The organism is Hydrogenibacillus schlegelii (genome assembly GCF_001653195.1).
In the GTDB taxonomy this organism is placed as follows: Bacteria; Bacillota; Bacilli; order Thermicanales; family DSM-22653; genus Hydrogenibacillus; species Hydrogenibacillus schlegelii.
The window spans coordinates 48,484-73,231 of the sequence record NZ_JXBB01000002.1; the positions used below are offsets into that span (position 1 = coordinate 48,484).

The 24,748-nt window shown below is 65.9% G+C and carries 27 protein-coding genes; 2 read left to right on the forward strand and 25 right to left on the reverse strand.

What is annotated here, in order from left to right; all coding sequences use genetic code 11:
* Positions 1-19: 19 nt before the first annotated feature.
* Entirely contained in the window at positions 20-508 is a 489-nt protein-coding gene (locus tag SA87_RS01710) for a hypothetical protein (RefSeq protein ID WP_066198202.1), read from the reverse strand.
* 108 nt (positions 509-616) lie between these two features.
* Entirely contained in the window at positions 617-1,447 is an 831-nt protein-coding gene (locus SA87_RS01715; protein ID WP_066198205.1) for a LysM peptidoglycan-binding domain-containing protein, read from the reverse strand.
* Between the two features lie 117 nt (positions 1,448-1,564).
* Between SA87_RS01715 and SA87_RS01720 the strand changes: the two genes are divergently transcribed.
* Positions 1,565-2,071 (forward strand): inorganic diphosphatase, encoded by a 507-nt coding sequence (locus SA87_RS01720; RefSeq protein WP_066198207.1) that lies wholly within the window; start codon positions 1,565-1,567, stop codon positions 2,069-2,071.
* 137 nt (positions 2,072-2,208) lie between these two features.
* Here SA87_RS01720 and SA87_RS12965 read toward each other — a convergent pair whose 3' ends face one another.
* The 11 genes from SA87_RS12965 to SA87_RS01770 form a co-directional block, all read right to left on the reverse strand.
* Complete coding sequence (locus SA87_RS12965; protein ID WP_169793372.1) at positions 2,209-2,349, reverse strand: YqzM family protein; 141 nt, start codon at positions 2,347-2,349, stop codon at positions 2,209-2,211.
* Positions 2,350-2,497: 148 nt separating this feature from the next.
* The gene (locus SA87_RS01725; RefSeq protein ID WP_066198209.1) at positions 2,498-4,255 is read right to left on the reverse strand and encodes a sensor histidine kinase; all 1,758 of its coding nucleotides are present in this window, start codon (positions 4,253-4,255) and stop codon (positions 2,498-2,500) included.
* Positions 4,252-4,968 (reverse strand): response regulator transcription factor, encoded by a 717-nt coding sequence (locus SA87_RS01730; RefSeq protein WP_066198213.1) that lies wholly within the window; start codon positions 4,966-4,968, stop codon positions 4,252-4,254. The genes SA87_RS01725 and SA87_RS01730 overlap by 4 nt, the downstream gene beginning before the upstream one ends.
* A 114-nt stretch (positions 4,969-5,082) precedes the next feature.
* Positions 5,083-6,294, reverse strand: coding sequence for a cytochrome c biogenesis protein CcsA (ccsA, locus tag SA87_RS01735; protein ID WP_066198327.1), 1,212 nt, complete (start codon positions 6,292-6,294; stop codon positions 5,083-5,085).
* Positions 6,295-6,299: 5 nt separating this feature from the next.
* Positions 6,300-7,895 carry a cytochrome c biogenesis protein ResB gene (locus tag SA87_RS01740; RefSeq protein WP_066442312.1) on the reverse strand — a complete coding sequence of 532 codons (1,596 nt, stop codon included), beginning with the start codon at positions 7,893-7,895 and terminating at the stop codon, positions 6,300-6,302.
* A gap of 230 nt (positions 7,896-8,125) precedes the next feature.
* Positions 8,126-8,869 (reverse strand): pseudouridine synthase, encoded by a 744-nt coding sequence (locus SA87_RS01745; protein ID WP_245637600.1) that lies wholly within the window; start codon positions 8,867-8,869, stop codon positions 8,126-8,128.
* Positions 8,870-9,032: 163 nt separating this feature from the next.
* A complete protein-coding gene (locus tag SA87_RS01750) occupies positions 9,033-9,575 on the reverse strand; it encodes a spore maturation protein (RefSeq protein ID WP_066198218.1) in 543 nt (180 codons plus the stop codon).
* Positions 9,576-9,578: 3 nt separating this feature from the next.
* Entirely contained in the window at positions 9,579-10,178 is a 600-nt protein-coding gene (locus tag SA87_RS01755) for a nucleoside recognition domain-containing protein (protein WP_066198221.1), read from the reverse strand.
* Positions 10,151-11,770: a D-alanyl-D-alanine carboxypeptidase family protein gene (locus tag SA87_RS14280; RefSeq protein ID WP_066198224.1), complete on the reverse strand. Its 1,620-nt coding sequence runs from the start codon at positions 11,768-11,770 to the stop codon at positions 10,151-10,153. Before SA87_RS14280 ends, SA87_RS01755 begins: the two co-directional genes overlap by 28 nt.
* A gap of 70 nt (positions 11,771-11,840) precedes the next feature.
* Positions 11,841-12,395, reverse strand: coding sequence for an SMC-Scp complex subunit ScpB (scpB, locus tag SA87_RS01765; protein ID WP_066198227.1), 555 nt, complete (start codon positions 12,393-12,395; stop codon positions 11,841-11,843).
* A 185-nt stretch (positions 12,396-12,580) separates the two neighbouring features.
* Complete coding sequence (locus tag SA87_RS01770; RefSeq protein WP_066442316.1) at positions 12,581-13,387, reverse strand: segregation and condensation protein A; 807 nt, start codon at positions 13,385-13,387, stop codon at positions 12,581-12,583.
* A 167-nt stretch (positions 13,388-13,554) separates the two neighbouring features.
* On the opposite strand from SA87_RS01770, the gene msrA reads away from it, so the two are divergent.
* Positions 13,555-14,514: a peptide-methionine (S)-S-oxide reductase MsrA gene (gene msrA, locus SA87_RS01775; protein ID WP_245637601.1), complete on the forward strand. Its 960-nt coding sequence runs from the start codon at positions 13,555-13,557 to the stop codon at positions 14,512-14,514.
* Positions 14,515-14,524: 10 nt separating this feature from the next.
* On the opposite strand, the gene SA87_RS01780 is transcribed toward msrA, so the two are convergent.
* From SA87_RS01780 to SA87_RS13645, 12 genes are all read right to left on the reverse strand, one after another.
* On the reverse strand, positions 14,525-15,289 hold the full coding sequence (locus tag SA87_RS01780) for an enoyl-CoA hydratase-related protein (RefSeq protein ID WP_066198232.1): 765 nt from the start codon (positions 15,287-15,289) through the stop codon (positions 14,525-14,527).
* A 29-nt stretch (positions 15,290-15,318) separates the two neighbouring features.
* Complete coding sequence (lpdA, locus tag SA87_RS01785; RefSeq protein ID WP_066198235.1) at positions 15,319-16,761, reverse strand: dihydrolipoyl dehydrogenase; 1,443 nt, start codon at positions 16,759-16,761, stop codon at positions 15,319-15,321.
* A gap of 75 nt (positions 16,762-16,836) precedes the next feature.
* Positions 16,837-17,379: a PaaD-like zinc ribbon domain-containing protein gene (locus SA87_RS01790; RefSeq protein ID WP_082718566.1), complete on the reverse strand. Its 543-nt coding sequence runs from the start codon at positions 17,377-17,379 to the stop codon at positions 16,837-16,839.
* 174 nt (positions 17,380-17,553) lie between these two features.
* Positions 17,554-18,375, reverse strand: a complete 822-nt coding sequence (paaC, locus tag SA87_RS01795) for a 1,2-phenylacetyl-CoA epoxidase subunit PaaC (protein WP_066198240.1) — start codon at positions 18,373-18,375, stop codon at positions 17,554-17,556.
* A complete protein-coding gene (locus tag SA87_RS01800) occupies positions 18,375-18,713 on the reverse strand; it encodes a hypothetical protein (protein WP_066198244.1) in 339 nt (112 codons plus the stop codon). The genes paaC and SA87_RS01800 overlap by 1 nt, the downstream gene beginning before the upstream one ends.
* Positions 18,714-18,830: 117 nt before the next feature.
* Complete coding sequence (paaA, locus tag SA87_RS01805; RefSeq protein ID WP_066198342.1) at positions 18,831-19,817, reverse strand: 1,2-phenylacetyl-CoA epoxidase subunit PaaA; 987 nt, start codon at positions 19,815-19,817, stop codon at positions 18,831-18,833.
* A gap of 87 nt (positions 19,818-19,904) precedes the next feature.
* On the reverse strand, positions 19,905-20,738 hold the full coding sequence (paaX, locus tag SA87_RS01810) for a phenylacetic acid degradation operon negative regulatory protein PaaX (protein ID WP_066198246.1): 834 nt from the start codon (positions 20,736-20,738) through the stop codon (positions 19,905-19,907).
* Between the two features lie 107 nt (positions 20,739-20,845).
* Positions 20,846-21,268: a thioesterase family protein gene (locus SA87_RS01815; protein ID WP_066198248.1), complete on the reverse strand. Its 423-nt coding sequence runs from the start codon at positions 21,266-21,268 to the stop codon at positions 20,846-20,848.
* Entirely contained in the window at positions 21,265-21,723 is a 459-nt protein-coding gene (gene paaI / locus SA87_RS01820) for a hydroxyphenylacetyl-CoA thioesterase PaaI (RefSeq protein WP_066198253.1), read from the reverse strand. The genes SA87_RS01815 and paaI overlap by 4 nt, the downstream gene beginning before the upstream one ends.
* Before the next feature lie 32 nt (positions 21,724-21,755).
* Positions 21,756-22,961, reverse strand: a complete 1,206-nt coding sequence (locus SA87_RS01825) for a thiolase family protein (protein WP_066198256.1) — start codon at positions 22,959-22,961, stop codon at positions 21,756-21,758.
* Positions 22,962-23,002: 41 nt separating this feature from the next.
* Complete coding sequence (locus SA87_RS13640; RefSeq protein WP_211258122.1) at positions 23,003-23,818, reverse strand: 3-hydroxyacyl-CoA dehydrogenase family protein; 816 nt, start codon at positions 23,816-23,818, stop codon at positions 23,003-23,005.
* Positions 23,808-24,707 (reverse strand): 3-hydroxyacyl-CoA dehydrogenase family protein, encoded by a 900-nt coding sequence (locus SA87_RS13645; protein ID WP_066198265.1) that lies wholly within the window; start codon positions 24,705-24,707, stop codon positions 23,808-23,810. The genes SA87_RS13640 and SA87_RS13645 overlap by 11 nt, the downstream gene beginning before the upstream one ends.
* Positions 24,708-24,748: the final 41 nt, after the last annotated feature.

Sequence of the window (24,748 nt, forward strand, 5' to 3'; positions counted from 1 at the left end):
GCTCGCTTCGGCCGCCCGGCTACGGGCGGCGGCGAAGGCGGCCGCCGGACGTGCGGAGCGGCGGGCCGAGGCGCTTTTCGAAACGAAGGCCGCTCAGGCCGCCGACGGCGACGGCGCCCCAGACCGCCGCCGGCGCCAGGGGACGATAGGCCTGCCAGAGCCAGAGCGCCGTCCCGGCCGCGAGGAGAACGAGGAACCCCCCCGCCTCCTTCGGCCTTCCCCGGCCGGCGCCGGCCGCCCACCGTCGCCGCGTCCCCCCGGCCAGAAGGAGCGCACCGCCGAGCGAAAGCCCCCGGCCGACCGCAAATCCGGCATAGGCGCCGATGCCGAACACGAAGAGAAGCCCGAGCGGGCGATAGAGGCTCCAGCTCACCCAGTCGGCCAACGACCCGCCGGCGACCGCCGCCGCCCGGTAGAGTTCCCCCTCGGCGACCGGAACGAAGAGAAAGGCAAGCCCGAGATGCGCCGCCGCCCCGAGGGCGGCCCGGGCATCCGATCGGTCTCGCATCCGACTCCCCCGGAGGGAACCTATTCGGCCGCCGGCCCCCTTAGACGCGCCGGGTTCGCTCCGACCCGGTCGACGTGGGGGCGGCCCGATCCGGCGCCGCCTTCGGCCCTACGGCGATTCGGCTTTCGGACGCTCCTCCATCGGGGGAGCGTCCGGCAGAAGGAGCGTCTGGCCGACGAAGATCGTGTTGTCCTTGAGGCCGTTCGCCTCCCGGATCCAGGCGATCGCCGCTTTCGTCCCGTACGTCCGCATCGCGATGCGGTAGAGCGTATCCCCCGGCCGGACGACGTACCGGCGGCCGGCCGGCGCCCGGTCGGTCCGATCCTTCCCGTCCGGTCCGCGCGGCGGTTCCTCGGTTCTGCCGCCGGCGCCGGCGGTCGCGCCGATTGGGGCGGCCTCCGAACGATCCGGCAAGGCGGCGGAGCCGGACGCCGGCGGCGAAGGCGCTTCGGACCCCGGAGAGGGGGAAGGCGTCGTGGTCGCCGGCGGCGGCGGGAGGGCACCGGCCGCCCCCTTTCCGTCCGGCAAAGCGTCGCGGTCCGGAAAAGCACCCTCCGGGGGCTCCTGGAGCGGCCCCGGGAACCACGGACGTCCGACGGTGGCGAGGATGAGGCCGACGGCGAGGACGAAGCTGGCTCCGACGATGCGAAGGAGCGCCGGCCGATCCAGCCACCGCCGGCGGTCCGTCGGCTCTTTCGTCCGCCTCCCCGACGTCGCAGGCCGGGTCCGATCCCGCGGGAACGTGCTCCATGAAAAGAGCGACGGCTTTTTCGGCCGCGTCCTGAGCGGAAGCGGCGGCCGGGTCTCGCCCGCGCCGATCCCCATCCGGCCGGCTTCCTGCCCTCCGTTCTCCGGCGCTCTTTCCTGCGGTGCCCCGGGCGCATCGGCGGCCGCGTCGCCCTGCTCGAGGGATCGCTTGATCTCCCGCCAGTCGCGCATCGCCTCATCCTCTCCTCGCCGGCGCGTCGGCGGGCGCTTTTTTGCTCCGGCGTTTTCTGGTATAATGGATCCGTCTTACAGAACGGCGCCCATTCTGCACGCAAGGAGGCCCACCCGATGAGCGAAGGCCGCATCGTCGACGTCTTCGTCGAAATTCCGACCGGAAGCGCGAACAAGTACGAGTACGACAAAGAAAAAGGCCGTTTCGTTCTCGACCGCGTCCTCTATTCGCCGATGTTCTATCCGGCGGACTACGGGTTTATCGAAGGGACGCTGGCGGAAGACGGCGATCCGCTGGATGCCCTTGTCCTTACGACGATCCCGACGTTTCCCGGCTGTATCATCCCGGCCCGGGTCGTCGGCGCCCTGCTCATGCGGGATGACAAGGGCCAGGACGAAAAGCTGATCGCCGTCCCGGCGGTCGATCCGCGCTTTGCCGAAATCCGCACGATCGACGATCTCCCGGCCCACAAGCGAAAGGAGATCGCCCACTTCTTCCAGGTGTACAAAGACCTGGAAAACAAAAAGACGGAAATTCAGGGCTGGATCGGCCCGGACGAGGCGGAACGCCTCCTCGAAGCAGCCGTCGCCCGCTACCGGGAGCAGGCGAAGGTCGGCATCTGAGCGGCCTTCACGCGGCATCCGGCGCGACGAAAAAAGCGGTTCCCCGGGGAACCGCTTTTTTCGTCGGCACAGGTTCGGCCCTTCGTCCGGCGCCGGGCCGATCCCCGTTCCGTCACCCCCCGGTTCGTCGCGCGGCGTCAGCCGAGGACGATCTTCAGGATCATCGCCAGAAGGCCAAGGCCGAAGAAGAAGCCGAACGCCACCAGAAAGCCGACGATCGCGTCGTACAGGTCGTTTTCCTCCCGCACCCGGGGCGCTTTGCCCGCATTTTCCGTCATCGTCCGCTCCCTCCCTTCGGCAAGGGTCATTATACCAAAAAATCGGAAGCGAAACCACGCCGGTCTGGGCCGATCTGGCGACGACGGGCGGAGCGGCCGCTTTGCGGCGCCCGGGCCCCCGGGCGTCCTCCGAGTTCTTCGAACGGCATCACTCGTCGCCCTCCTTCGGCGCCGGCGGCACGGTCGCCAGCGGCAGATCGATGACGAACGTCGTGCCGCGGCCGACGGCGCTTTCGACGGCGATCGTCCCGCCGTGGGCCTCGACGAGGCGCTTGACGATCGCGAGCCCGAGCCCCGTTCCGCCCTTCCCGCGGGTGCGGGATTTGTCCCCCTTGTAGAAGCGCTCGAAGACGAACGGGAGGTCTTCCGGCGGGATCCCCTCCCCGGTGTCCCGGACCGAAAGGCGCAGCCCCGAGGCGAGCCGCTCGGCGGTGATGCGGATCTCGCCCCCCGGCGGCGTGTACCGGAGGGCGTTGTCGATCAGATTGATGAAGATTTGCTCCATCCGGTCCCGGTCGAGCCAGAAGCGTCCCGGCGCCCGGTTGTCGACGACGAAGGCCACGTCCCGCTCGGTGAACATCGGCTGGTACCGCCGCTGAAGCCGGTCGAACAACGGCTCGAGGGCGATTTCCTCGATATCGAGGGCAAAATTCCCCGTTTCGATGCGGGTGTAGTCGAGAAGATCGTTCACCAGCCGTCCCATCCGGAGGATCTCCTCGTAGATGATGTTGACGAGCTCCCGAAGTTCCTCCGGCGAGGTGAACAGGCCGTCGAGGATCGCCTCCGTGTACCCCTGGAGCATGGCGAGCGGGGTCTTGAGCTCGTGGGAGACGTTGGCGATGAAATCCTGCCGGAGCTGATCGAGCTGCCGCTGTCGGGTGGTGTCCCGGAGGACGCCGACGGCGCCGAGCGTCTCGTCGTCGTCGAGAAGGGGCGCGGTGACGGCGATGAGATGGACGCCGCCGGCTTCCAAAAGCGCCTCTTCGCCTTTCCTCTGCTCGATCGTCCGGCGGAACAGGGCCGCCAGCGGCTCCGGCAGCCGGTCCCGTTCCCCGAACGCCCGCTCGAGAAGCCGCCGGGCGTGGGGGTTGGCCAGGCGGATCTGAAGCGCCCGGTCGACGGAGAGCACCCCTTCGCCGAGGCTCACGAGGATCCGCTCCCGTTCATCCGTCTGCCGCTTGAGGGTGGTGAGCGTCTCTTCGAGCTTGCGGGCCATGTGGTTGAACGACCGGGCCAGCGATCCGACCTCGTCCTGAAAGTCGTAGTCCAGCCGGAGGCTGTAGTTCCCTTCGGCGATGTGGTTCGCCGCCCGGATCATGTCCCGGAGCGGCAGCGTGATCCGCCGGGTGAGAAAGAGGGCGAACACCGTCGTCGTCAAAAGCGCAAAGACGATGGCAAAAAAGATCAGCCGATCGATGCTCCCGATCGCTTCCCGGACCGGCGCCGTCGACTCGTAGAGAAGGACGACGTTTGTGCCGCGTTCGGCGGGAAAACCGGCGGCGACGACGATGAACGCTTCCTCAACCGTCCCGCCGTCCCGCGCCACCGGGTACCGGCCCTGAAAGGCGACCCGCTCGCCGCGCCACGCCGGCTGAAACCGGGGATCCTCCAGCATCGACCGCACCGGTTCTCGCGCCCGTCCGACCTCCTCCGGCCGGATGAAGACGAGCGTTCGGTTTTCGTTCGCCACGAGGGCGGTGGCGACGGCCAGGGCGTCGCCCCGGGACGACGAGGCGGCGAGCACCCGAACGACGGCGTCGGCAATCCCGCCGAGGTCGCGCGTCTCGCGGGTGTAAAAATAATTTTGAAAGAGCTGCGCGAGGAGCATCCCGAGCGTCACCAGGGCGATCGTGCCGACGGCGACGATCGTCAACCACAGCTTCCCGACGACGCTTCGGGTGATCACGCCTGGGGCACCTCAAGCTTGTAGCCGACGCCCCAGACGGTGACGATCATGCGGGCCGCTTCGGGAGAGGCTTCCTTGAGCTTCTCCCGAAGGCGTTTGATGTGGGTGTCGACCGTCCGGAGGTCGCCGAAGTAGTCGTACTGCCAGACGTCTTTTAAGAGTTGCTCCCGGGTGAACACCCGGTCCGGCGACTGGGCGAGGTAGTAGAGGAGGTCGTACTCTTTCGGCCGAAGCTGCACTTCCTTGCCGTCGACGACGACCCGGTGGGCGGTGTGATCGATCGTGATGTGCGGCAGGATGATTTTTTCTTTTTGCTGCATCGATTCGAGATACGCCGTCGCCGACGCCCGTTTCAGGATCGCCCGGACCCGCATGACGACCTCCCGCGGGCTGAACGGCTTCGTCACGTAGTCGTCGGCGCCGGCCTCAAAGCCTTTGATCCGGCTCGATTCGTCGCCCTTCGCGGTGATCATGATGATCGGCGTCGCCTTCTTGTCCCGGAGGCGCTCGGCCACCTCAATCCCGTCCATTCCCGGGAGCATGAGATCGAGGAGGATGACGTCATAGTCGTGCTCGAGCGCCATCCGGAGGGCGTCGACGCCGTTGTCCGCCTCGTCGATATCGTACGGCTCCTGCATAAAATACATTTTCAGCAGTCTCCGGATGCGCTCTTCGTCGTCGACGATGAGGAGGCGGTACCGCTTTTCGTTCACGGACAAACTCCTTTCTCCGGACCCCGAGGCCTGTTGAGCCCCGGGATCCTTTTTTTTTTTCCTAATATCCAGGTTGGCTCGGACCCCGTCCCGGTTTTCGGGCTTCCTTCCGCCTCAGGCGTACGAATGCAGCCCGACGAGGACGAGGTTGATGACGACGAGGTTCGTCATGACGATGACGAAGCCGAGCACCGCCAGCCAGGCGGACTTTTTCCCGTGCCAGCCGACCGAAAGGCGAAGGTGGAGATAGGCGGCGTAAAAGAGCCAGGTGATGAACGCCCACGTCTCCTTCGGGTCCCAGCCCCACGGCCGGCCCCACGCCTCGGCGGCCCAGATCATGGCGAAGACGAGGGCGCCCAGCGTGAAGATCGGAAAACCGATGGCGATCGCCCGGTAGCTGATCTCATCGACGAGGTCGAGGTCGAGGTCGGCCCCCTGAAGCCACGCCTGGATCCGCTTCCCGAGCCGCTCCCGGGCCGCGAGGCGAAGGAGGCCGTAGAGGACGGTGCCGCCGAGGAGCGAGAGGACGAACGTGTTGAACTTCCGTCCGGCGTTGACCCCCCGCATCCACGCCGGCGTTTCGAAAAGCGGCTCCAGGCCGCCCGGCGTCACCTTTTCCGCCCCGTGGGGCTTGATGAGGGCCGGAAGCGTGTAGACGGTCGTTTCCTTCATGCCGGTGTCCGGCACGACCCGCTCGAAGACGACTTCATGGCCGGCGGCCCGGAAGGCAAACGTCATGACGATAAAGGCGACAAGGGAAAGGATCGCCCAGAGCACGGTTTCGACGAGCGCCGTCTCGAGGCTCCGGCGGTCCTGCCGGACGGCGACGAGGAGATACATGAGGCCGGCGGCAAAGCCGACGGCAAACGCTCCTTCCCCGAGGGCGGCGACCGTCACGTGAATGTAGAGCCAGTAGCTCTGAAGCGCCGGGATGAGAGGCGTCGCCTGGGTCGAAAAGACGGAGGCGTACGCGATGAGGACGACCGCCACCGGAACGGTAAAGAGGCCGAGAAGGGCGATCGGATACAGCCGGTAGACGACGAGAAAGGCGAGCACGACCGAGAAGGCGAGAAAACTCATGAACTCAAACATGTTGCTCGTCGGCGCGTGCCCGCTTCCGATCCACCGGAGGACGACGAAGGCGAGCTGAAACAGCCAGCCGACCAGGACGACGAGATACCCCCGCTCGCCGAACCGCCGGGCGTGCACGACGGGGCCGCCGGCGCCCCGCATCATCCGTCCGGTAATCGAGAAAAAGTAGAGGACCGTCCCGACGACGTAGAGCGCGAAGGCCACCAGGAGCGCGGCGCTCGCCATTTGAAGCATCGACGTCATCGCGTCTTCCTCCTTTGCTCGATCGCCGCCTCGTCGAGCGGAAGGCCCGCTTCCCGAAAGAGGCCGACGAGTTCTTTTTTGAGGCCGAACCAGTTTTTATTCGTATGGGCGGCGACCAGGAGCGTCCCTCCTTCCCGCCGGATCCAGATCCGCCGGTGCTGGAAATAAAAGCCCATAAACAGCCCCAAAACGACGATCGCAGAGGCGGCGTAGACGGCCGGAAGCCCCCGGTCGATCCGTACCGAAAGGCCGGAGCGGTTCCGAAGGTCGAAGCCGGCGAGCTTGTACTTAAAGCGCTTGTCGGGGAGGATCGTGTCGCTGTCGACGCCGGCGATGACCCAGTTCTTCTCCCCGGCTTCGACGCCGGGGCCCGTGATCTCGAGGATGAACGCCGGCCGGTTCGGCCGGGGCGATTCGGAGTACGGCTCGCCCTTTTCGTTGATGCGAAGGTCCGGATAGTATTCGAGGACGCGCACCCGGTAGCCGCCGCCGGCGTCGACGACCTCCGGCGGGTCATAGAGGCTCAGGTGGATCTGGCCGACGCTCGCGTTTTTCTGTTTGTCCCAGACGTCGAGGACGAGGCCGTAGAGCTCCCCGACCTGCTCCCCCGACTGGTAGAGGTAAAGCCCCTCGTATTCGAACGGGTGGTTCACCCGCGTCGTGCCCCGGGCGACCTCGACCAGGCGATCGCCGTCTTTCCGGTAGAGCACGAGATGCGTCGCGTACTCCTTGACGATGCCCGGCCGAAACGCCTTCGGGTCGGGAAAATCGGCTTCGGTGTAAAACGTGACGTCAAACCGCTCGTTTTTCACGTAATACGGCGTCCCGGGGACGGCCCGCGTCTCGCCGTCCCAGACCCAGACGTAGTCGTCGAGGTAAAAACCCGGGATGAGCCGGAGCATGAAGGCGAGAATGAGGAGGATGAGGCCGACGTGGTTCACGTACGGTCCCCAGCGGCTGATGCGGCCTTTTTCCGCCAGGAGCGTCCCCTTGCCTTCGGTGAGTTGAAAACGGCGCCGGGCAAAAGCGGCCCGAAGGCGATCGACGGCGTCTTCCGGCGCCTCCACCGCGGCGAAGAGCCGCTGGCGGCGGAAGAAGCCGGGGTCGGTCGGTAAGCGCTTTTTTTTGAGCGCTTTATAAAGCGGCACCGCCCGGTCGATGCTGCAGACGACCAGAGAGATGCCGATCATGAGGAGAAGCGCGATGAACCACCAGGAGTAATACAGGTTGTGAAACCCGAGACGGTAGTAAATCTCGCCGATGAGGCCGTACGTCTGCGGGTAGAAAATCTCCGGCGGCAGCGACGATTGCTTGAACTGCTCTTGCGGCAGGATCGTCCCGATGATCGAGGCGATGAGGGCGATGACGATCATCCAGACGGCGACTTTGACCGAAGCGAAAAAGCGCCACAGGTGATCGACGATCGTCCGCGGCTTTTGCTGGGAACGGCGGGCCGCCCCCTCGTAGCGCATGTTGAGCAGTCCGTCGTCATCGTCGAGCGGCCGGCCGCACGCTTCGCAAATGAGCGTTCCGGGCGGGTTGACGTGCCCGCAGGGGCACTTCACCCCGTCCAGTCCGCGCCGCTCCGTCAACGGGATCCCCTCGCTTGTGACATTGAGTTGCATGCGATCGCTTGTGACATTGAGTTTCATCCAAATGTCGGCGTCTGTTCATATTTTAACATACCCCACGCGGCAGCGGGATCGATCGGCGGGGCGGGATGTGACGAAACGTTGAACGGTCCGGGCGGCACGGTGAACTCGGCAAACTTCCTTGAGCGGTGCCGGGCGGCGTTTCCCCGCTTCACGCCCCCTTGGCCGGCTCAGCCGTCCATCTCCGGAAGGCCGACGAGGCGTCGGAGCCGGCGGACTTCTGCCGGTTCGAGATGCCGCCACCGCCCAGGCGCCAGTCCCGCCAGCGTGAGAAAGGCGAAGCGGACGCGGATGAGGTGAACGACCGGGTGGCCGAGGGCGTCCAGCATGCGGCGGACGATGTGCCGCCGCCCTTCGGTGAGGACGAGGCGCACCTTCCGCTCGCCGAGGCGGACGGCCCGAAGGGCCCGGGCCGGGCCGTCGTCGAGCGAGACGCCGGTGACGAGGCGATCCCCAATGTCCGGCGGCAGGGGCGTCCGGGTCGTGGCGATGTATTCTTTTTCCACCCCGTAGCGGGGATGCAGGAGGCGGACCGTGAGATCCCCGTCGTTCGTCATGAGGAGCGCCCCTTCGGTCATAAAATCGAGCCGGCCGACGGGGTAGATCCGTTCCCGGACGTCCCGAACGAGGTCCCGGACCGTCGGTCGCCCGCCCGGATCGTAGAGCGTCGTCATCGTCCGGGGCGGCTTGTACAAAAGGACGTAGCGACGGGGCGAAAATTGAATTTGCCGCCCGTCGACCTCGATCACGTCCCGTTTTGGATCGGCCCGCATGCCGAGGACGGCAACGGCGCCGTTGACCCGGACGCGGCCGGCGGCAATCCATGCTTCCGCCTTGCGCCGGGACGTGAGGCCGGCAGCGGCCAGGATTTTTTGCAGCTTCTGTTCCACGGGCGTTCCCTCCAACGCCATCATCATACGGCATTTTTCCCCACCGGCCAACCGATCCATAAAAAAAAACCGGTCCTCGGGACGCCGGATCGCGCCGAGCGGCACCCGGGGCCGACGATGAGGACCGGCGCATCTTTCCTTTCGACCGGTCGACGACGAGCGACCGCACGCCGGGCGGGCGCCCCGCCTAGGGCGCCGGCCCGAAAAACAGGCGATGCACCCAGAGCGCCGCCGCAAGCCCGGTCAGATCGGCGATCAGGCCGACCCACAGAGCGTAACGAAAACGCCGGATGCCGGCGGCGCCGAAGTAGACGGCGAGAATGTAAAGGGTCGTGTCGGTCGATCCCTGCATGATCGAGGCGAGGCGGCCGAGCCACGAGTCGGGTCCGTGGTCGGCGAAAAGCTTGAGCATCACCGCCGACGAGGCGGCGCCGGACAGCGGCCTGAGGAAGGCAAGGGGCACGACCTCCGGCGGCACGCCGACGGCGGAAAAAAACGGGGCACCGGCCTGGATCAGCGCCAGGAGCAGGCCGGATGCCTGAAGCATGTGCACGGCGACGAGCATGCCGATGAGGTGCGGCACGATGTCGACGGTCGTCACGAGCCCTTCCCGGGCGCCGTCGATGAACGTCTCGTAGATCGGAAGACGCCGGATCAAGCCGACGGCGAGGACGGCGGCGATCAGCGCCGGGATGAGCCCTTCGGACAGGCGGAGGAGCGCCTCGAACACCCGTCACCCCTCCCCGTCCGGACCGTCTCCGGCCCGGCGCTGAAACAGGCGGTCGACGAGGAGGGCGACGACGGTCCCGACGGTCGATGCAATGAGCGCGGGCACGATGATCTCCGCCGGCCGGGCGCTTCCGTACGCCGCCCGGTAACCGATGACCGTCGACGGGACGAGGGTGATCGACGCCGTGTTCAAGGCCAGGAGCGTGATCATCGGCCGGCTCGCCGTCCCCGGCCGGGGATTCAGCTTGGCGAGCTCCTTCATCGCCTTGATGCCCATCGGCGTCGCGGCATTCCCGAGGCCGAAGAAATTGGCGCTCAGGTTCGAAAGAATGAACCCCTCCGCCGGGTGACCTTTGGGCACGTCGGGAAAAAGGAGCCGGAGGAGCGGAGAAAGGAGGCGGGCCAGACCCCAAAGAAGCCCCGCCGCTTCGGCGATCTTCAGAATGCCGAGCCAGAAGGTCATGAAGGCGAGGAGGAGGAGCGCCACCTGCACCGCCTGTTTGGCGCCGTCGAAGACGGCGGCGCTCACCGGCCCGACACGGCCGGTAAGAAGCGCGAACAGGACGCTGGCGACGATCATCCCGCCCCAGATCCGGTGCACCATGCGCTTTCCCCCTCTCTCCCGTAAAACGGCGCCGCGATCCGGCGAAGAAACAGGCGCGTCGGATCCGCCGGGCCCCCCTTCGTCGACGGAAGCCGGTCGGCGCCGCTTTCCGTCGGGGGCGAGGCGACGGAAGCGGCCTCTTTCGGCGCCGAACCGGACGGGGGCTCCGGGAGCCGGACGGCGGCGCTTTCGTCCCGCTCGGCCCCGGCGGCTTCCGAACGGGCGACTCGCTCGAGGGGAATGCGGGCGATCTCTTCCCCGTTCAGCCGGATCACGAGGACGGCGCCCGCCGCCGCCGGCCCGCGGTCGACCGTCTCGATCGCCGAAGTCACCCGGGGGAGCTCTTCCGTCCGCAGGGGATAGACGAACCGGCGGCGGGGATAGAGGACCGCCGCTTTCCCGTCGGCTTTCAGAAAAAACGGCATCTCCGGATGAACGAGTTCCACCTGCTGGAATGCCGTAAAGCCGTAATCGAGCAGCCGCATCGCGTCGTTCCAATCGTCGCCGTCGTTCAACACGACGGCGGCGAGCGTTCGGCCGGACCGCGTCGCCGAAGCGGCGAGCGACCGGCCGGACGCCTGGGTGTAGCCGGTTTTGATGCCGTCGGCCCCGGCGTAGAGGCGAAGGAGTTTGTTCTTGTTGATCCAGAGCCGGTTCCACTCGGCGTCGGGAAGCGGTGCCGTCCAGCGGACGGTGGAGACGATTTCGCGGAAGATCGGGTTTTTCAGCGCATAGGCCGAAAGGACGGCAAGATCGTGGGCCGAGCTGTAATGCTCCGGCGCATCGAGGCCGTGCGGGTTTTCAAAATGCGTCTCCTGGAGGCCGAGCCAGGCGGCTTTTTCGTTCATGAGGGCGACGAACCCTTCCACCGAGCCGCCGATGTGCTCGGCGATCGCCACGGCGGCGTCGTTCCCTGACCGGAGCATGAGGCCGTAGAGGAGGTCCCGGAGCGTCATCCGCTCCCCCTGCCGGAGGTAGATCGACGACCCTTCCACGCCGACGGCCCGGGGGGAGACGGTGACGACGTCGTCCAACCGGCCGAGCTCGATGGCCAGGATGGCCGTCATGATCTTCGTCAGGCTCGCGATCTTCCGCCGTTCATGGGCATTTTTTTCATAAAGGAGGCGGCCGCTTTCGACGTCGATGAGGGCGGCCGAAGCGGCGGACACCGCCGGCGGTCGGGCGGCCGAAACGGACGCCTCGGCGGACGGGGCTTCGGCCGGGCGTCCTCCGGCCGATGCGACGGGCTCTCCGTCGTCGCCGTCAGCCGGCCGTTCTCCGGCCGTTTCACCGGGTCCCCCGTCGGCCGGCTTTTTACCGGTCGGGCCACCGGACGCTCCACGGCCGCCGGCGGCCGAAAATTCCCGTGCCGGGACGGGGTCCAACCGGGGCTCGGCGTGCCCCGTCTCCCCGGCCGCCGCTTTCTCTCCCGACTTCGTCCCCGCCGCCCAAGCGGCCGGCAGTCGAGGGGCGCCCGCCGGCAAACCGTCCGGTGCGGACGGGCCGACCGCGAAGACGCCGCCCCACCCGAGGACGGCGAACCCACCGACGGCGAGGAGGCGCCGGAGCGTCCTGTCCCGATGTTTCGGCATCCTCCGCTCAGCTCCTCGTCCCAGGCTGGTACCACTGTATGCCCGGACGGGCCGGATATGACGCCGACGGCTAATCTTCCGGGAGCGGCGGCAGGTCGTCGAGCGAGGTCAAGCCAAATTGCTGCAAAAAACGGACGGTCGTTCCGTAGACGATCGGCCGGCCGGCGACCTCAAGCCGGCCCCGTTCTTCGATCAGCCCTTTTTCGAGCAGGGTCCGGATCGCCTGCTCGCTCCGGACGCCCCGGATCTCCTCGATCTCCGCCCGGGTGATCGGCTGGCGATAGGCGATGATCGCCAGCGTCTCGAGGGCGGAGGAAGAAAGCGTCCCGGCCTTCCGGCCGATCGCAAGCCGGAGGAGGTACCGTTCGAGCTCCGGCCGCGTCGCGAGGAGATAGACCGATCCGCTCCGGACGAGGGTGAGCCCCCGCCCCGGTCGGGCGTACAATTCCTCAAGCCGCCGCAGGACCCCCTCGACCGTTCGTCGGGAGACGCCCAGCGCTTCTCCGAGGCGCTCGACGGTCAGCCCTTCGTCGCCGGCGACAAAGAGAAGCGCTTCGGCGGCGGCGAGAAGTTCGTCCAGGGGTTCCTCCGGTCGAGAAAGATCCGGCCGCTGGGGCTCCTCCATGGATCGTCCCCTCCTTCGTGAAGCGCTCACCGCTTGGTACGGTCAACGGGGACAGAGGCATCCGCGTCCGGCCCGTCCGCGCCCTCGTCTCAAGACGTCAGCACGACGTGGCGCCCCGTCATCCGCGGCCGTTTTGCGCGTTCCGACCTCCATATGAGAGGAAGGGTTCGTCGACTTGCGAAAGGTCATCCATCCGCCGAAGACGCGCGACCGCCCGGGGCGGAGGCTCCGGCTCCCGTTCCCGACGGCGGTTCCGGGACGAGGAGCGGCGGTGCAAAGGGTCGCTCCTGCAGCACGCGGAGGCGCTGCTCCCGGACGAGCTCCAGGACGGCGAGGAAAAGGGCGATCGCCCGATCCCGGGGGTCCACATCGACCGGACCCGACCGGACGAGTTCCCAGAACGAAACCGGTTCCGTTCGCCCGGCCAGGGCGCGGACGACCGCCTCCCGGGCAGCCTCGACCGTCAGGCGTTCCCGGACGACGACCGCCACCGTCGCCGCCGCCTCTCGCCTTCGGATCGCCGTCTGATAGGCAATGACGAGGGCCAGGATCGAGACGTCGAGGGGAAGCTCGCCGGGCCGGTCGTAGGGCGCAAGATCGGCCGGCGGCCGGGTGTAGAGGGCGCCGGCGTTCTCCCGCTCCCGAAGACGCTCCGCCGCCGCTTTAAATCGCCGGTACTCGATCAGGCGCCGGATGAGCTCGGCCCGGGGATCGAGGGCTTCTTCCCACAGGCGCAGCGTCTCTTCGGCCGGGTCTTCCTTCCGGGGAAGAAGCGCCCGGCTCTTTAAGGCGAGGAGCGTCGCCGCCATGACGAGAAATTCGCTGGCCGGCTCGAGCTTTTTTTCCTCTTGCATTTCGGCCAGATACGCGAGATAATCATCGGTGATTCGGGCGATTTCGATATTCGTGATGTCCATCTCCGCCCGCCGGATGAGATGCAAGAGGAGATCCAGCGGACCTTCGAAGGCGTCGAGTTTGACGGTGTAGGCCATGCCTCTCCTTACCGCGGGACGCCAAAGGCGGGATAGGTTCATCTTAGCATATCGGACGCCCGCGAGCATCGGCAAAGCGGCCGCACCGGAATCCGAACAGTCCAAAGATCGACACGATCCTCTTGAGGATGAGGACGAAGCCGATTGGCAAAAACAGCGCCGGGGAGGTGGCGACGTTGGCGCTCGCGACGTTTGCCGGCGGTTGCTTTTGGTGTCTCGTTCATCCGTTCGATGAACTCCCCGGGGTCGAGCGGGTCGTCTCCGGTTACACCGGCGGGCACGTCCCGCACCCGACGTACGAACAGGTCTCGAGCGGAACCACCGGCCATGTCGAAGCCGTCCGGATCACCTACGACCCGGACCGGATCGCCTATCGGACGCTCCTCGAGCGGTTTTTCCGGCTGATCGACCCGACGGACGACGGGGGGCAGTTTGCCGACCGGGGCCCGCAGTATCGGACGGCGGTGTTTTACCATGACGCCGAACAAAAAAAAGCGGCGGAAGCCTACATCCGGGAGCTCGAAGCAAGCGGCCGCTTTCGCCGCCCGATCGTCACCCGGGTGCTTCCTGCCGGCCCGTTTTACCCCGCCGAAGCGGAACATCAGGATTTTTACAAAAAAGCGCCGCTCCACTACCTCCTTTACCGTGCCGGTTCCGGCCGGGACGATTTCATCCGAGCGGCGTGGAAGGCGCCGGAGCGGGAGGCGCTGAAGGGGCGGCTTTCGCCCCTCCAGTACGCCGTGACCCAGGAGGAGGCGACGGAGCCGCCTTTTCAAAATCCGTACTGGAACAACCGCCGGGAAGGCATCTACGTCGACGTCGTCTCCGGAGAACCGCTTTTTTCGACGAAAGACCAGTACGACGCCGGCTGCGGCTGGCCGAGCTTCACCCGGCCGCTCGAGCCGGCGAACGTCATCGAGCTCGTCGACACGAGCCACGGGATGCTTCGCATCGAAGTTCGGAGCTTCCGGGGCCATTCCCACCTCGGCCACGTCTTCGACGACGGGCCGCCGGCCTCCGGCGGCCGGCGCTACTGCATCAACTCCGCCGCCCTCCGGTTCATCCCGAAGGAAGATCTGGAAAAAGAAGGATACGGCCGGTACAAGGCGCTCTTCGAAGAATCGTGAGCGGAGAGGCTCACTCCCCCGTGAAACGGGGCTTTCTTTTTTCGGCAAACGCCTCGAGTGCTTCCCGCCGGTCGCGGGTCGGGATGAGCGTCTCGTACGCCTTCGTCTCGAGGGCGAGACCCGTCTCGAGATCGACCTCCAGCCCGCGGTCGATGGCGAATTTGGCCGCCCGAACCGCCAAGGGGGCATTGTCGGCGATCGCCGCGGCCAACGCCCGGGCGGCGGACAGCGGATCGTCCGCCACGCCGGTCAAAATTCCGAGGCGGAGCGCCTCTTCGGCGGTGATGCGCCGGGCGGTAAAGATGAGTTCTTTGGCCCGCATCGGCCCGACGAGGCGGGCGAGGCGCTGCGTTCCGCCGGCGCCCGGGATGATGCCGAGGGACGTCTCCGTAAGCCCCATCACCGTCCCCGGCGCGGCAAAGCGAAAGTCGCAGGCCAGCGCCAGCTCAAACCCGCCGCCGAAGGCGTAGCCGTGAAGAACGGCGATCGTCGGCTGCGGCAGGCGGGCGACGGCGTGAAAGACCCGCTGGATCGTCTCGACGTTGCGGCGCACTTCGGCCTCCGTCAGCGTCCGGCGCTCTTTGAGATCGGCGCCGACGGAAAACGCCCGGCCTTCACCGCGGAACAGGACGACGTGGATCTCCGACCGTCGGCCGAGCTCGGCCACGATGTCACCGAGGCGAAGAAGCGTGGCGTAATCGAAAGCGTTCAACGCTTCCGGCCGATCGAGAACGACGACGGCCAAGGGCCCCTCGGACTCTAAGCGCACCGTCACGGGAAGATTCCCCTTTTCTTTTTTTTAGGTTATTTTAGCACACCGCCGAGTTTGCCGAGCACGTGCACCGGTTTGCCGAGCCAGACGTCCGCCGCCTCCATCGCCGCCTCGGCGAACGTGGGGTGGGCATGGACGGTAAGCGCAAGATCTTCGACCCGAATGCCCATCTCCACCGCGAGCGCCAGCTCGGCGATCAACTCCGAAGCGCCGGGTCCAACGACTTGGGCGCCGAGGAGCGCCCCCGTTTCGGCGTCTCCGACGAGCCGGACGAAGCCGTCCTTCTCCCCGAGCGTAAGCGCCCGGCCGTTCGCCGCAAGCGGAAACATCCCGACCTTTACCCGAAAGCCTGCCGCCTCCGCTTCCGCCGCCGTCATCCCGACCGTCGCCACCTCCGGATCGCTGTAGACGACCATCGGAACGGCCCGGAAATCTGCGGCCGCCCCCGCCTCTTCGGCAATCGCCTCCGCCGCCACCTTCCCCTCCGCTGTCGCCTTATGAGCGAGCGGCAGCCCCGGCACGACGTCGCCAACGGCATAAATCCCCTCAACGTTCGTCATTTGGCGGTCGTTGACCGCGATGTATCCCCGTCCGTCCACCTGGACGCCGGCGGTCTCGAGCCCGAGGGCATCGGTATTCGGCCGCCTCCCGACGGCAACGAGCACATAGTCGGCCGCAAGCTCCCGCTCCCCTTCCGGCGTTTCGACTAGGACCATAAGCCCGTTCTCCCCTTCCGCGGCGCCGATGGCCCTGGCCCGTTCCAGAAGTTCGATGCCTTCGGCCTGAAGCCTCCGACGAAGCGGCCGAAGGAGGTCCGCCTCAAACGCCGGCAGGATTCGCTCCGCCGCCTCGACGATCGTCACCCGGCTCCCGAAGCGGGCGTACGCCTGCCCAAGCTCGACCCCGATCACGCCACCGCCGAGGATAACGAGCCGCTCCGGCACCTCCTTAAGTGACAGCGCCTCCGTCGATGAGATCACTCGACCGCCGAAGCCGCCGAACGGAAAACCCGGAAGCGTCGCCGGTCGAGAGCCGGTGGCGACGATCGCCGTCCGAAAACGGATGTTCATCACCGCATCGCCGGTCTCAAGAAGGCGCAGTTCCCGCGGACCGGTGAAAAACGCCTCGCCGAAAAGGAGCTCGACGCCGTTTCCCTTTAGGAGCTTTTCCACGCCGCCGGTGAGCGTCCGGACAACGCCGTCCTTCCAGGCGATGAGGCGGGGAAAGTCGAGGCGGACGTCGGCCGAAAGGCCGTAAGCCGCTCCTTGGCGCAGCCGGTAAAGGTCGTGGGCGGCGGCAATGAGGGCTTTGGACGGGATACAACCGACGTTTAGGCAAACGCCGCCGACGGCTTCCCGCTCGATGAGCGTCACCTTCCGTCCGAGGCGGGCGGCCCGGAGAGCGGCAACGTAGCCGCCGGGGCCGGCGCCGATGACGACGACGTCCGCCTCGAGCGTCGTCTCTCCGACGACCAACGGAGATCGCCCCTTTATGATCCGTAATAATATGCCTATTAGGTCCGCCGGCGATCGGCCGTCGCCGTTCGCCGTTTACGGCCTCCTCTGTAAAACGACCGGCACCCCGAGGGGTTTCATCGCTTCAAAAGGGTTCAAGCATGAACGACAATAAAAGATGCTCCGACACGATGTCGGACCGAACGGATTCTCCAGAATCGTGTCCTCTGAACCGCAGTACGGACAGCGGGGATTCCATTCGACCGAAGCTCCGACCGCGACTGTCGCCTCCGCCGGAGCTGGGGCTCCGTTCGGAGGCGGCGCTTCGTCCGGCGCCGGCGCCGGAGAGCGGACGGTGAGACACGGCGGCGGCGCGATTCCATATGCCTCCAGCTTGGGTCGGGCCGACGGGCGGATGCGATCCGTCGTCCACCGGGGATGGGACACGAAACGGACTTCGACCTGTACGACGCCCGGAATTGGTCGCACGGTTCGCTCGACTTCCCGCCGCATGAGTTCGAGAGCCGGGCAGCCCACAAATGTCGGCAACAAATCGATCTCCACGCGAAAACTTCTATCCGCTTCGACGATCCGAATTTCATGCACCATGCCGAGCTCAGACAAGCTCACAGCCGGCATCTCCGGATCACCGACGTTATCCAGCGCCCTTTCAACCAGTCGACGGATTTTTTCCGCCTCTCTCTTCGAGCTCGCGTTCCCGATCGGACGATCGACGGTCACGGTCTCCCCCCCTTTCCGGATCCTGGCTCTTATTAATTCGAGTTCCGCTTTTCGCTTCTTTTCGCTTCGGCCTCACCACGCCGCTTCCGGCGCCATCCGATACACTTCACCCATCATTTGGATGGCCGCCCATCCTTCGTCAGTGTGCTGCCCTTCCCGACCGGTAAACGCCGGCGAACCGAGGGGCGGAAACGAAAGAGCGACACGTCGAAACTCCGCCTCGAGCGCTTTCAACGTCTTCCGTTCGATCTCCTCCGCCGACGGCCCAAGCCCCAATCGAACAATCGTTTCCGCCTTCGGACCAAGGTCCCACAGGGTCGGCAGATCGTGAAACACCGACCGTGCGGCTTCAGTAAGGCGGCGCCGCGCCTCATCGGTCGACTGCGACAATTCCGTCCACCACGTTTCCCAATGATACAGGTGATAAAACTGCTCATCGCGCATCTTCAGGGCCGCTTCCGCAAGCGGGACATAGCTTGAGGACGCAAGCGCTTCCAGGCGTATGCGCTTGAACGTTTCGTAGGCAAGACCCCGAACGACGGCGTATGCCCAGTCGTACGATGGATTTTCGTAGAAGAGACCGGGACCGTTTGGCCGTTCGACAAGGATCGCCTGGCGGTACGCTTCCCTTGGCCGGAGGTAGGCGAGATCATCGGCGTTCTTTCCGGTGAGGGGTTCAAGGAGCGTGTACCAGTACAGGGCGTGCCCCATCGTGTTCTGGGCGATGGACGAAAAGGCGACGTCCTCTTCGATGTGCGGCGCTAGCCCGAGCCACTCCGATGCCCGGTGGGCGACAAAAAGATCATCGTCCGCCAGCTGAAAAAGAAGCTCCACCAGCGCCGATCGAGCGTCCGGGCGGTTGACGATGGCCTCCGGCGACGCGAATCGTTCCATCATCCATCCTCCTCGACTTTAAGCAGCCGATCGCCGATCCCGCGGCGGGCCTTCAGTTCATGCCACTTTTTGAGCACCCGACCGTAGTAGCCGGGCATCCGGTACGCCTTGTTGTCCATCCGCCGGAGCGCCACCCGCGCTTCCGGGGAGATGAAATGTATGTGCCGACGGTTGACGACGAACAGATTGGCCGGGGGGTCTTCCCGGCGCAAGAAGTTTTCCTGCGCCATGGCCAGGGCGATCTCCGGACTCGGGGCAAGCAGGCTGAACTGGCTTTCGTATTTGCCCGTCGGCTCTTTCTGGCTGAAGACTTCGTAAATCTCATAATCCTTTTCCATGATCGCACCAGCCCTCCCACCACGCGATGTCGACGAGGCGGAGACGGGTGAGCCCGCCTCCGCCGTTCGACGTGAAGTGCCTGTCTCTTGAAACGGCGTTATACGATTGGAGCGGCTTTATACGATCGCCGCTTCTTTTTGCACCGCCTGTCGGGCGAGGAGCGCCTCCCGCACCCAGCGGTTGTGTTCGAACGCCGAGCGCCGAAGATGAAGCCGCGCCTCAGACCGCGGCCCCCGGTTGCGGCCGATGACATTCCGCAGGTACGAATAATCCGGATGGCGGTACACCCAGCGCCCCGTCGCCTCGTCGAAGCGGAGCGTCTCATCGGGCACCGTAAGCCCGAGGGCCCAGATCTGTGGCACGTACTTGCTCAAAAACTCCTGGCGGAGTTCTTCGTTCGTCTTCGTGCGGATCCGGTAGCGCAGATTCTTGAGCTGATTGGATGGCATCTGTTCTTCTTCCGGGGGACCGAAAAACATGAGCAGCGCGTCCCACCAGCGGTTGAGCGCCTCCTGGAGCATCTTTCGCTGTTCCGGCGTGCCGTCGCCGAGAGCCTGACTCATATCTTCGCCGTGGAAGGCGTGAAACCGCTCTTCCATGATGATCCGCCGGAGCGCCCGAACGTACGGCGCGTAGGAGCCCTGCACGAGCATCTTTTGGGTGATGATCGCCGCCCCGTCGACGAGCCAGCCGATGAGGGCCGCATCGGCCCACGTCGGAGCGGGCATGTGGAAGACGTTGTGAAACTTGAGCCGCCCCGCATACAAGTCATTCAAAATGTCTTCCCGCGTCTTTCCGAACGGCCGGATGAGGTCTTCTGCCACCCGAAGGAGAAGCTGACCGTGGCCCATTTCATCTTGGACCTTGGCCATGAGCGACAGGCGCCTGCGAAGCGTCGGCGCACGAGGGACCCACTCCTTTTCCGGAAAAGCGCCCATGATCTCGCTGATGCCGTGCATGGCGATGAGCTTGACGAGCTGCAGCCGATAGTCCATCGGCATCCAGTCGTCGGCTTCGATTTTTTCTCCGCGGTCGATGCGGGCGAGGAACGCCTCGACCTGTTCCGGATCTTCCCGGACGGCCGGCAAATCGAAGATGCTCATCAACCTCACCTCGCATAACGATTAATTGTATAACGTTTTTCTAACGTAATTATACGATCTCGTAACACAAGATGGCAAGTGTAATCTTTACCGCTTCACTTGGGCGGCGCTCCCTTCGTACACACGTTCGAAATGACGAAGCGATGCCGGGTGAAGGGCCTGATAAAGACGTTCGAAAAGTGCATCCGCTTCGTCGCCTGCCCAGACGTCCGGCAGAAGTTCGGCCGGCAGATCCGGGTCGATGAAGAGAAACTTCCGGTATTCATGGACGAGAATCGTTTTTAACACGAACGCCTCCTCATCGTTCGGCACCCACTTGGGATCTCGCCCTTCAAGCCGGTCCAACTCGGGGCGAAACCGCTCGATGAACCGTCGATAGGCCGCTTCGATCTCCTCCAGATTCCAGCAGCGCCGAACCAGTTCCCGGTCGTCGGCATACCCCCGATGTTCGGCGACAAAAAACTCGACGTAGGGCTTAAGGCCATGTTCTTCGACGTAATCATGAACGAGGCTTAAGATTGGGTTCGGTGAAAGCCATAACCCATTCGTAAGCATGCCGAACCCGAGAAACTGCAGTTCCTTCCGGAGCTCGTCTCGCCGTTCCCGCTCGCTTTCCGGAATGCTGAACTGGACCATATACCAGCGGCCGTCCCAACGGTGGGCGCCGAATTTGTAAATCCGCGCCGCCGCCTCGTCGAGCCGCTTTCGGCCTTTCGGCGTCAGGGCGTAAAAGCTTCGGTTGCCGTGCTTTTCCCCGACAATCCAGCCCTGGCGCTGCATCCGGGAGACGGCAACCCGGACGGCCGCCTCCCGAATGCCGAAGGCGCCGAGAAGCTGCGTCAGGCTGCCGATCCAGATGTCGTTTCCGTAGTGGCGGACATATTCGCCGAAAATCGTAAACAAAAGAGACCGCGGGCGCATGGGTTTTCCTCCTCTTCGGGGCGTTTCCGCATCCTGCCCTCTTTATGCCATACTCGGTCGTTGAAGTAAACGGCAGGAAACGCCCTATCCGGAAAAGAAGCGGTCGCTCATGCGCCGCCGGTCGTCCGTTTGAGCGCCTGCTTCAACGCGCCGATCTTCCGCGCTAACGTCTCTTTGCGGAACAAGACCTGCGTAAACGTCCCTTCCCCGATGACGCGCTCGCCAACGCGGGCGCGGACGTCTGCGACGACGAACCGCTCGTCGACCGCCGTCGCCGTCGCTTCGACGACGACCGTCTCGCCGACGACCGCCGGCCGGAGGTGCCGGACGCACACTTCGTACCCCGCGCCTTCTTCGTCGGGCTCGAGGTACGGAAGGATGATCATCCGACCCGCCTTTTCCATGTGGTAGATCATCGACACCGTCGAGAGGACGGGGTGGACGACGGCGTCGTCAAAGCCGGCGAGCATCGCTTCGGTTACGGTAAAGGTGACTTCGGCGCGGACGCCCGGTTTCAGCCCGGGTTTCATCGGGACCCTCCTTTTTCCCGCGGTTTTGTGGCCGCGTCCGGCCGGACTTCCTTCGGTAGGTCTGCCTCCATCCGGTAGACGAGCCCGTGGGCAAGCGCGAGTAGCGTCTCGTCTCGCCGGACTTCGATTCGGTACCAGGCGAGTCGCCGCGTCCGACGCTCTTCCATCGCCGTCGCGACGAGGCGGTCGCCGGCACCGGCCGGCGCCATGTAGCTGATCGTCATCTGGACGCCGACCGCCGGCACGCCGTGGCTGTTGCTGGCGACGGCAAAGGCGACGTCGGCGAGGGCAAAAACGGCGCCGCCGTTTGCCGTGCCGTGGAAATTCAACATGTCGTCGGTGACGGTCATCTCGACCGTCGCTGCACCAAGCGTCGCGTCGACGAGGCGCATGCCGAGATGCTGCATGAAGCGATCGGTCGCAAAGTGCCGGAGCCGCTCTTCCGGAAGCTTCACCTCGCCGCCTCCTTTTAGCGGTGAAATCCATTTTACGCCATCCGCTCCAGGACAACGGCGATCCCCTGGCCGATTCCGATGCACATCGCCGCCAGCCCGAAGCGGCCGCCCCGCCGCTCGAGTTCCCGCATCAGCGTTAGCACCAGCCGGGCGCCGCTCGCGCCCAGAGGATGGCCGATGGCAATGGCGCCGCCGTTCGGATTCAGCTTCTCCTCCGGGACGCCGAGGCGCCGCGCCGAGGCGATGACTTGGGCGGCAAACGCTTCGTTGATCTCGACGACGTCCATGTCGTCGACGGTCAGCCCGGCATTTTTCAGCGCCTTCCGGGACGCCGGCACCGGACCGAGTCCCATGATGGACGGATGCACGCCGGCCGTCGCTGCGGCGATGATGCGGGCCCGGGGACGAAGCCCGAGGGCGGCGGCTTTTTCCCGGCTCATCAAAAGGAGCGCCGCCGCCCCGTCGTTTAACCCCGTCGAGTTGCCGGCGGTGACCGTCCCCCCTTCCCGGAAGGCCGGCTTGAGCCGCGCCAGCGCCTCCAGCGTCACGTTCGGCCGCGGATGTTCGTCCTCCTCGACGATCATCGTTTCGCCCTTCGGCCCCGGCACCGGGACGGGAACGATTTCTTCCTTAAAGAATCCCTGCGCTTTGGCCGCCTGGTACTTTCGCTGGCTCTCGAGAGCAAACCGGTCCTGGTCTTCCCGCGTGATGCCGTCCATCTCGGCGACATTTTCCGCCGTTTCCCCGAGGGTGATCGGCGGGTAGACGGCCGCAAGCCGCGGGTTGGTGAACCGCCAGCCGAGCGTCGTGTCTTCGAGCGACCGGTGCCCGCGGGCAAACGGTTCCTCCGGCTTTAAGAGGACGAGCGGCGCCCGGGACATGCTCTCGACGCCGCCGGCGATGAAAATCTCGCCGCGGCCGGTCTGGATGCCTGCCGCCGCCTGAATGACCGCCTCCATGCCCGAGCCGCACAGGCGGTTCACCGTGGCGCCCGGCACCTCGACCGGGAGGCCCGAAAGCAACACGGCCATTCGCGCCACGTTTCGGCCGTCCTCGCCGGCCTGATTGGCGCAACCGAAATAGACGTCGTCGTACGCCTCCGGCGGGATCTCCGGATGCCGCTTTACCAGCTCGGCGATGACGTGGGCCGCCAGATCGTCCGGCCGCACGCGGGCGAGGGCCCCGCCGTAGCGGCCGAACGGCGTCCGGATGCCGTCGACGATGACCGCTTCCTGCACGCCGCACCCTCCTGTTCGTCGATGATGGCCGTTCGCCTTCGTCAGCGCTCTTTCGCCTCGTCGGTGTACGCGTAAAACCCGTGTCCCGCCTTTCGGCCGAGGCGACCGGCAGCGATGAGCTGCCGGAAAATCGGCGCCGGGCGGTAGCGGTCTTCGCCGAACGCCCGGTAAAGCCCCCGGAGCACCGCCTGAACTTCGTCGAGGCCGATCCGATCTGCCCATGCGAGCGGCCCTTCCGGATAGTTCGTCCCGAGGCGCATGGCGCGGTCGATGTCCTCCGCCGCCGCCACCCCTTCCATCAAGGCGAAAGCCGCCTCGTTGATGATCATCGCGAGCACCCGGGGAAAGGCGAGACCGACTTCGTCGCCAACGCGGAACGTCCGGACGCCGATCGACGCGAGCCACGCTTCGGCCCGGGTGATCCCGGACGGATCGGCGCCGAGGGGCGCCGCCAGATCAACCGCCGGTGCCGTCCCGTAGGCCGGAAAGGCGCCGTAGCCGACGACGGCGTCCGGTCGACCGAACCAGGCGGCGGCTTCGGTGGCCGATACGGCGTGGGCGCTCGTAAGAAGGAGTCCATGCGGATGAAGCCGGGCGCCGAGACGTCGGAGCCGGCGGCGCTTTGCCCGGAGATCGACGTTTTCCACGTCGATGATGAGGGCCGGCGCAGATAAAAGCTGCGCTTCGCCAGCCCCGGGGGAGCGGAGCGCGACGCCCCGCCCTGGCCGGCGCCCGCCCGGCCGGCCGTCGACGGCCGCCGTCCCGTCTTCGACGGCGATGCCCCGGCGCCCGAGGACGTCTAGCCAAAAAGCTTTGAGCACGCCCTCTCCGACGAGCCAGACGCGGTCAACGGTCATCATAGCGGTAAAACCCCCGTCCGCGCTTCCGACCGAGGCGACCGGCGAACACATATGCTTTTTGCAGGAGGCTTGGCCGAAAGCGGGGCTCGTAAAACGTCTGGGCAAACACCGTCGACGTCGTGGCGAAGTTGACGTCGAGGCCGATCAGGTCCTGAAGCGCAAACGGCCCCATCTTAAACCCCCGGGCTTCGAACAGGGCGTCGATCGCCTCCGGCTTTCCCTGCCCCCACTCGATGAGCCGGAGCGATTCGTTGTAGTACGCCCGGGCCACCCGGTTGACGACGAACCCCGGCGTGTCCCGGACGACGATCGGCGTCTTGCCCAGGGATTCGGCGAGGGACACGGCCGCCGCGACAGCCGCCGGGTCGCTCTGGGCGGCCCGCACGATTTCGACGAGCGGCATCACGTCGGCCGGATTAAAAAAATGCATGCCGACCAGCCGTTCCGGCCGTCGGAGGCCGGCAGCGATCTCCGTCACCGACAGCGACGACGTGTTGGTCAGAAGGAGCGTCGCCGGATCGACTGCCGCCTCGACGGCGGCAAAGACCGATCGCTTGACGTCCGGCGCCTCGTACACCGCCTCGATCACCGCCTCGGAGCCGGCCAAAGCCTCCGGCGCCTCGTGAGCGGAAAGGCGCCGGAGCGCCGCTTCGGCCGCTTCCAGCGAAAGCTCGCCCCGGCCCACCGCCCGTTCGGCCCGGGCCCGGGCATGATCCAGGAGCGCCTGGCGGGCCTTTTCGTCGACATCGACGGCGATGACCGTAAACCCCGCCCGGGCCGCCGTCCAGGCGATACCGCGGCCCATCGTCCCGGCGCCGACGATGCCGAGGCGCCGGAGAGACGACTTGTTCGCCTCGCGGTCCGGTTCCTGGACCCGATCGGCCATCGTCATCCTCCGGTCTTCCGGTTTTTTTTTCCCTTTCCTCA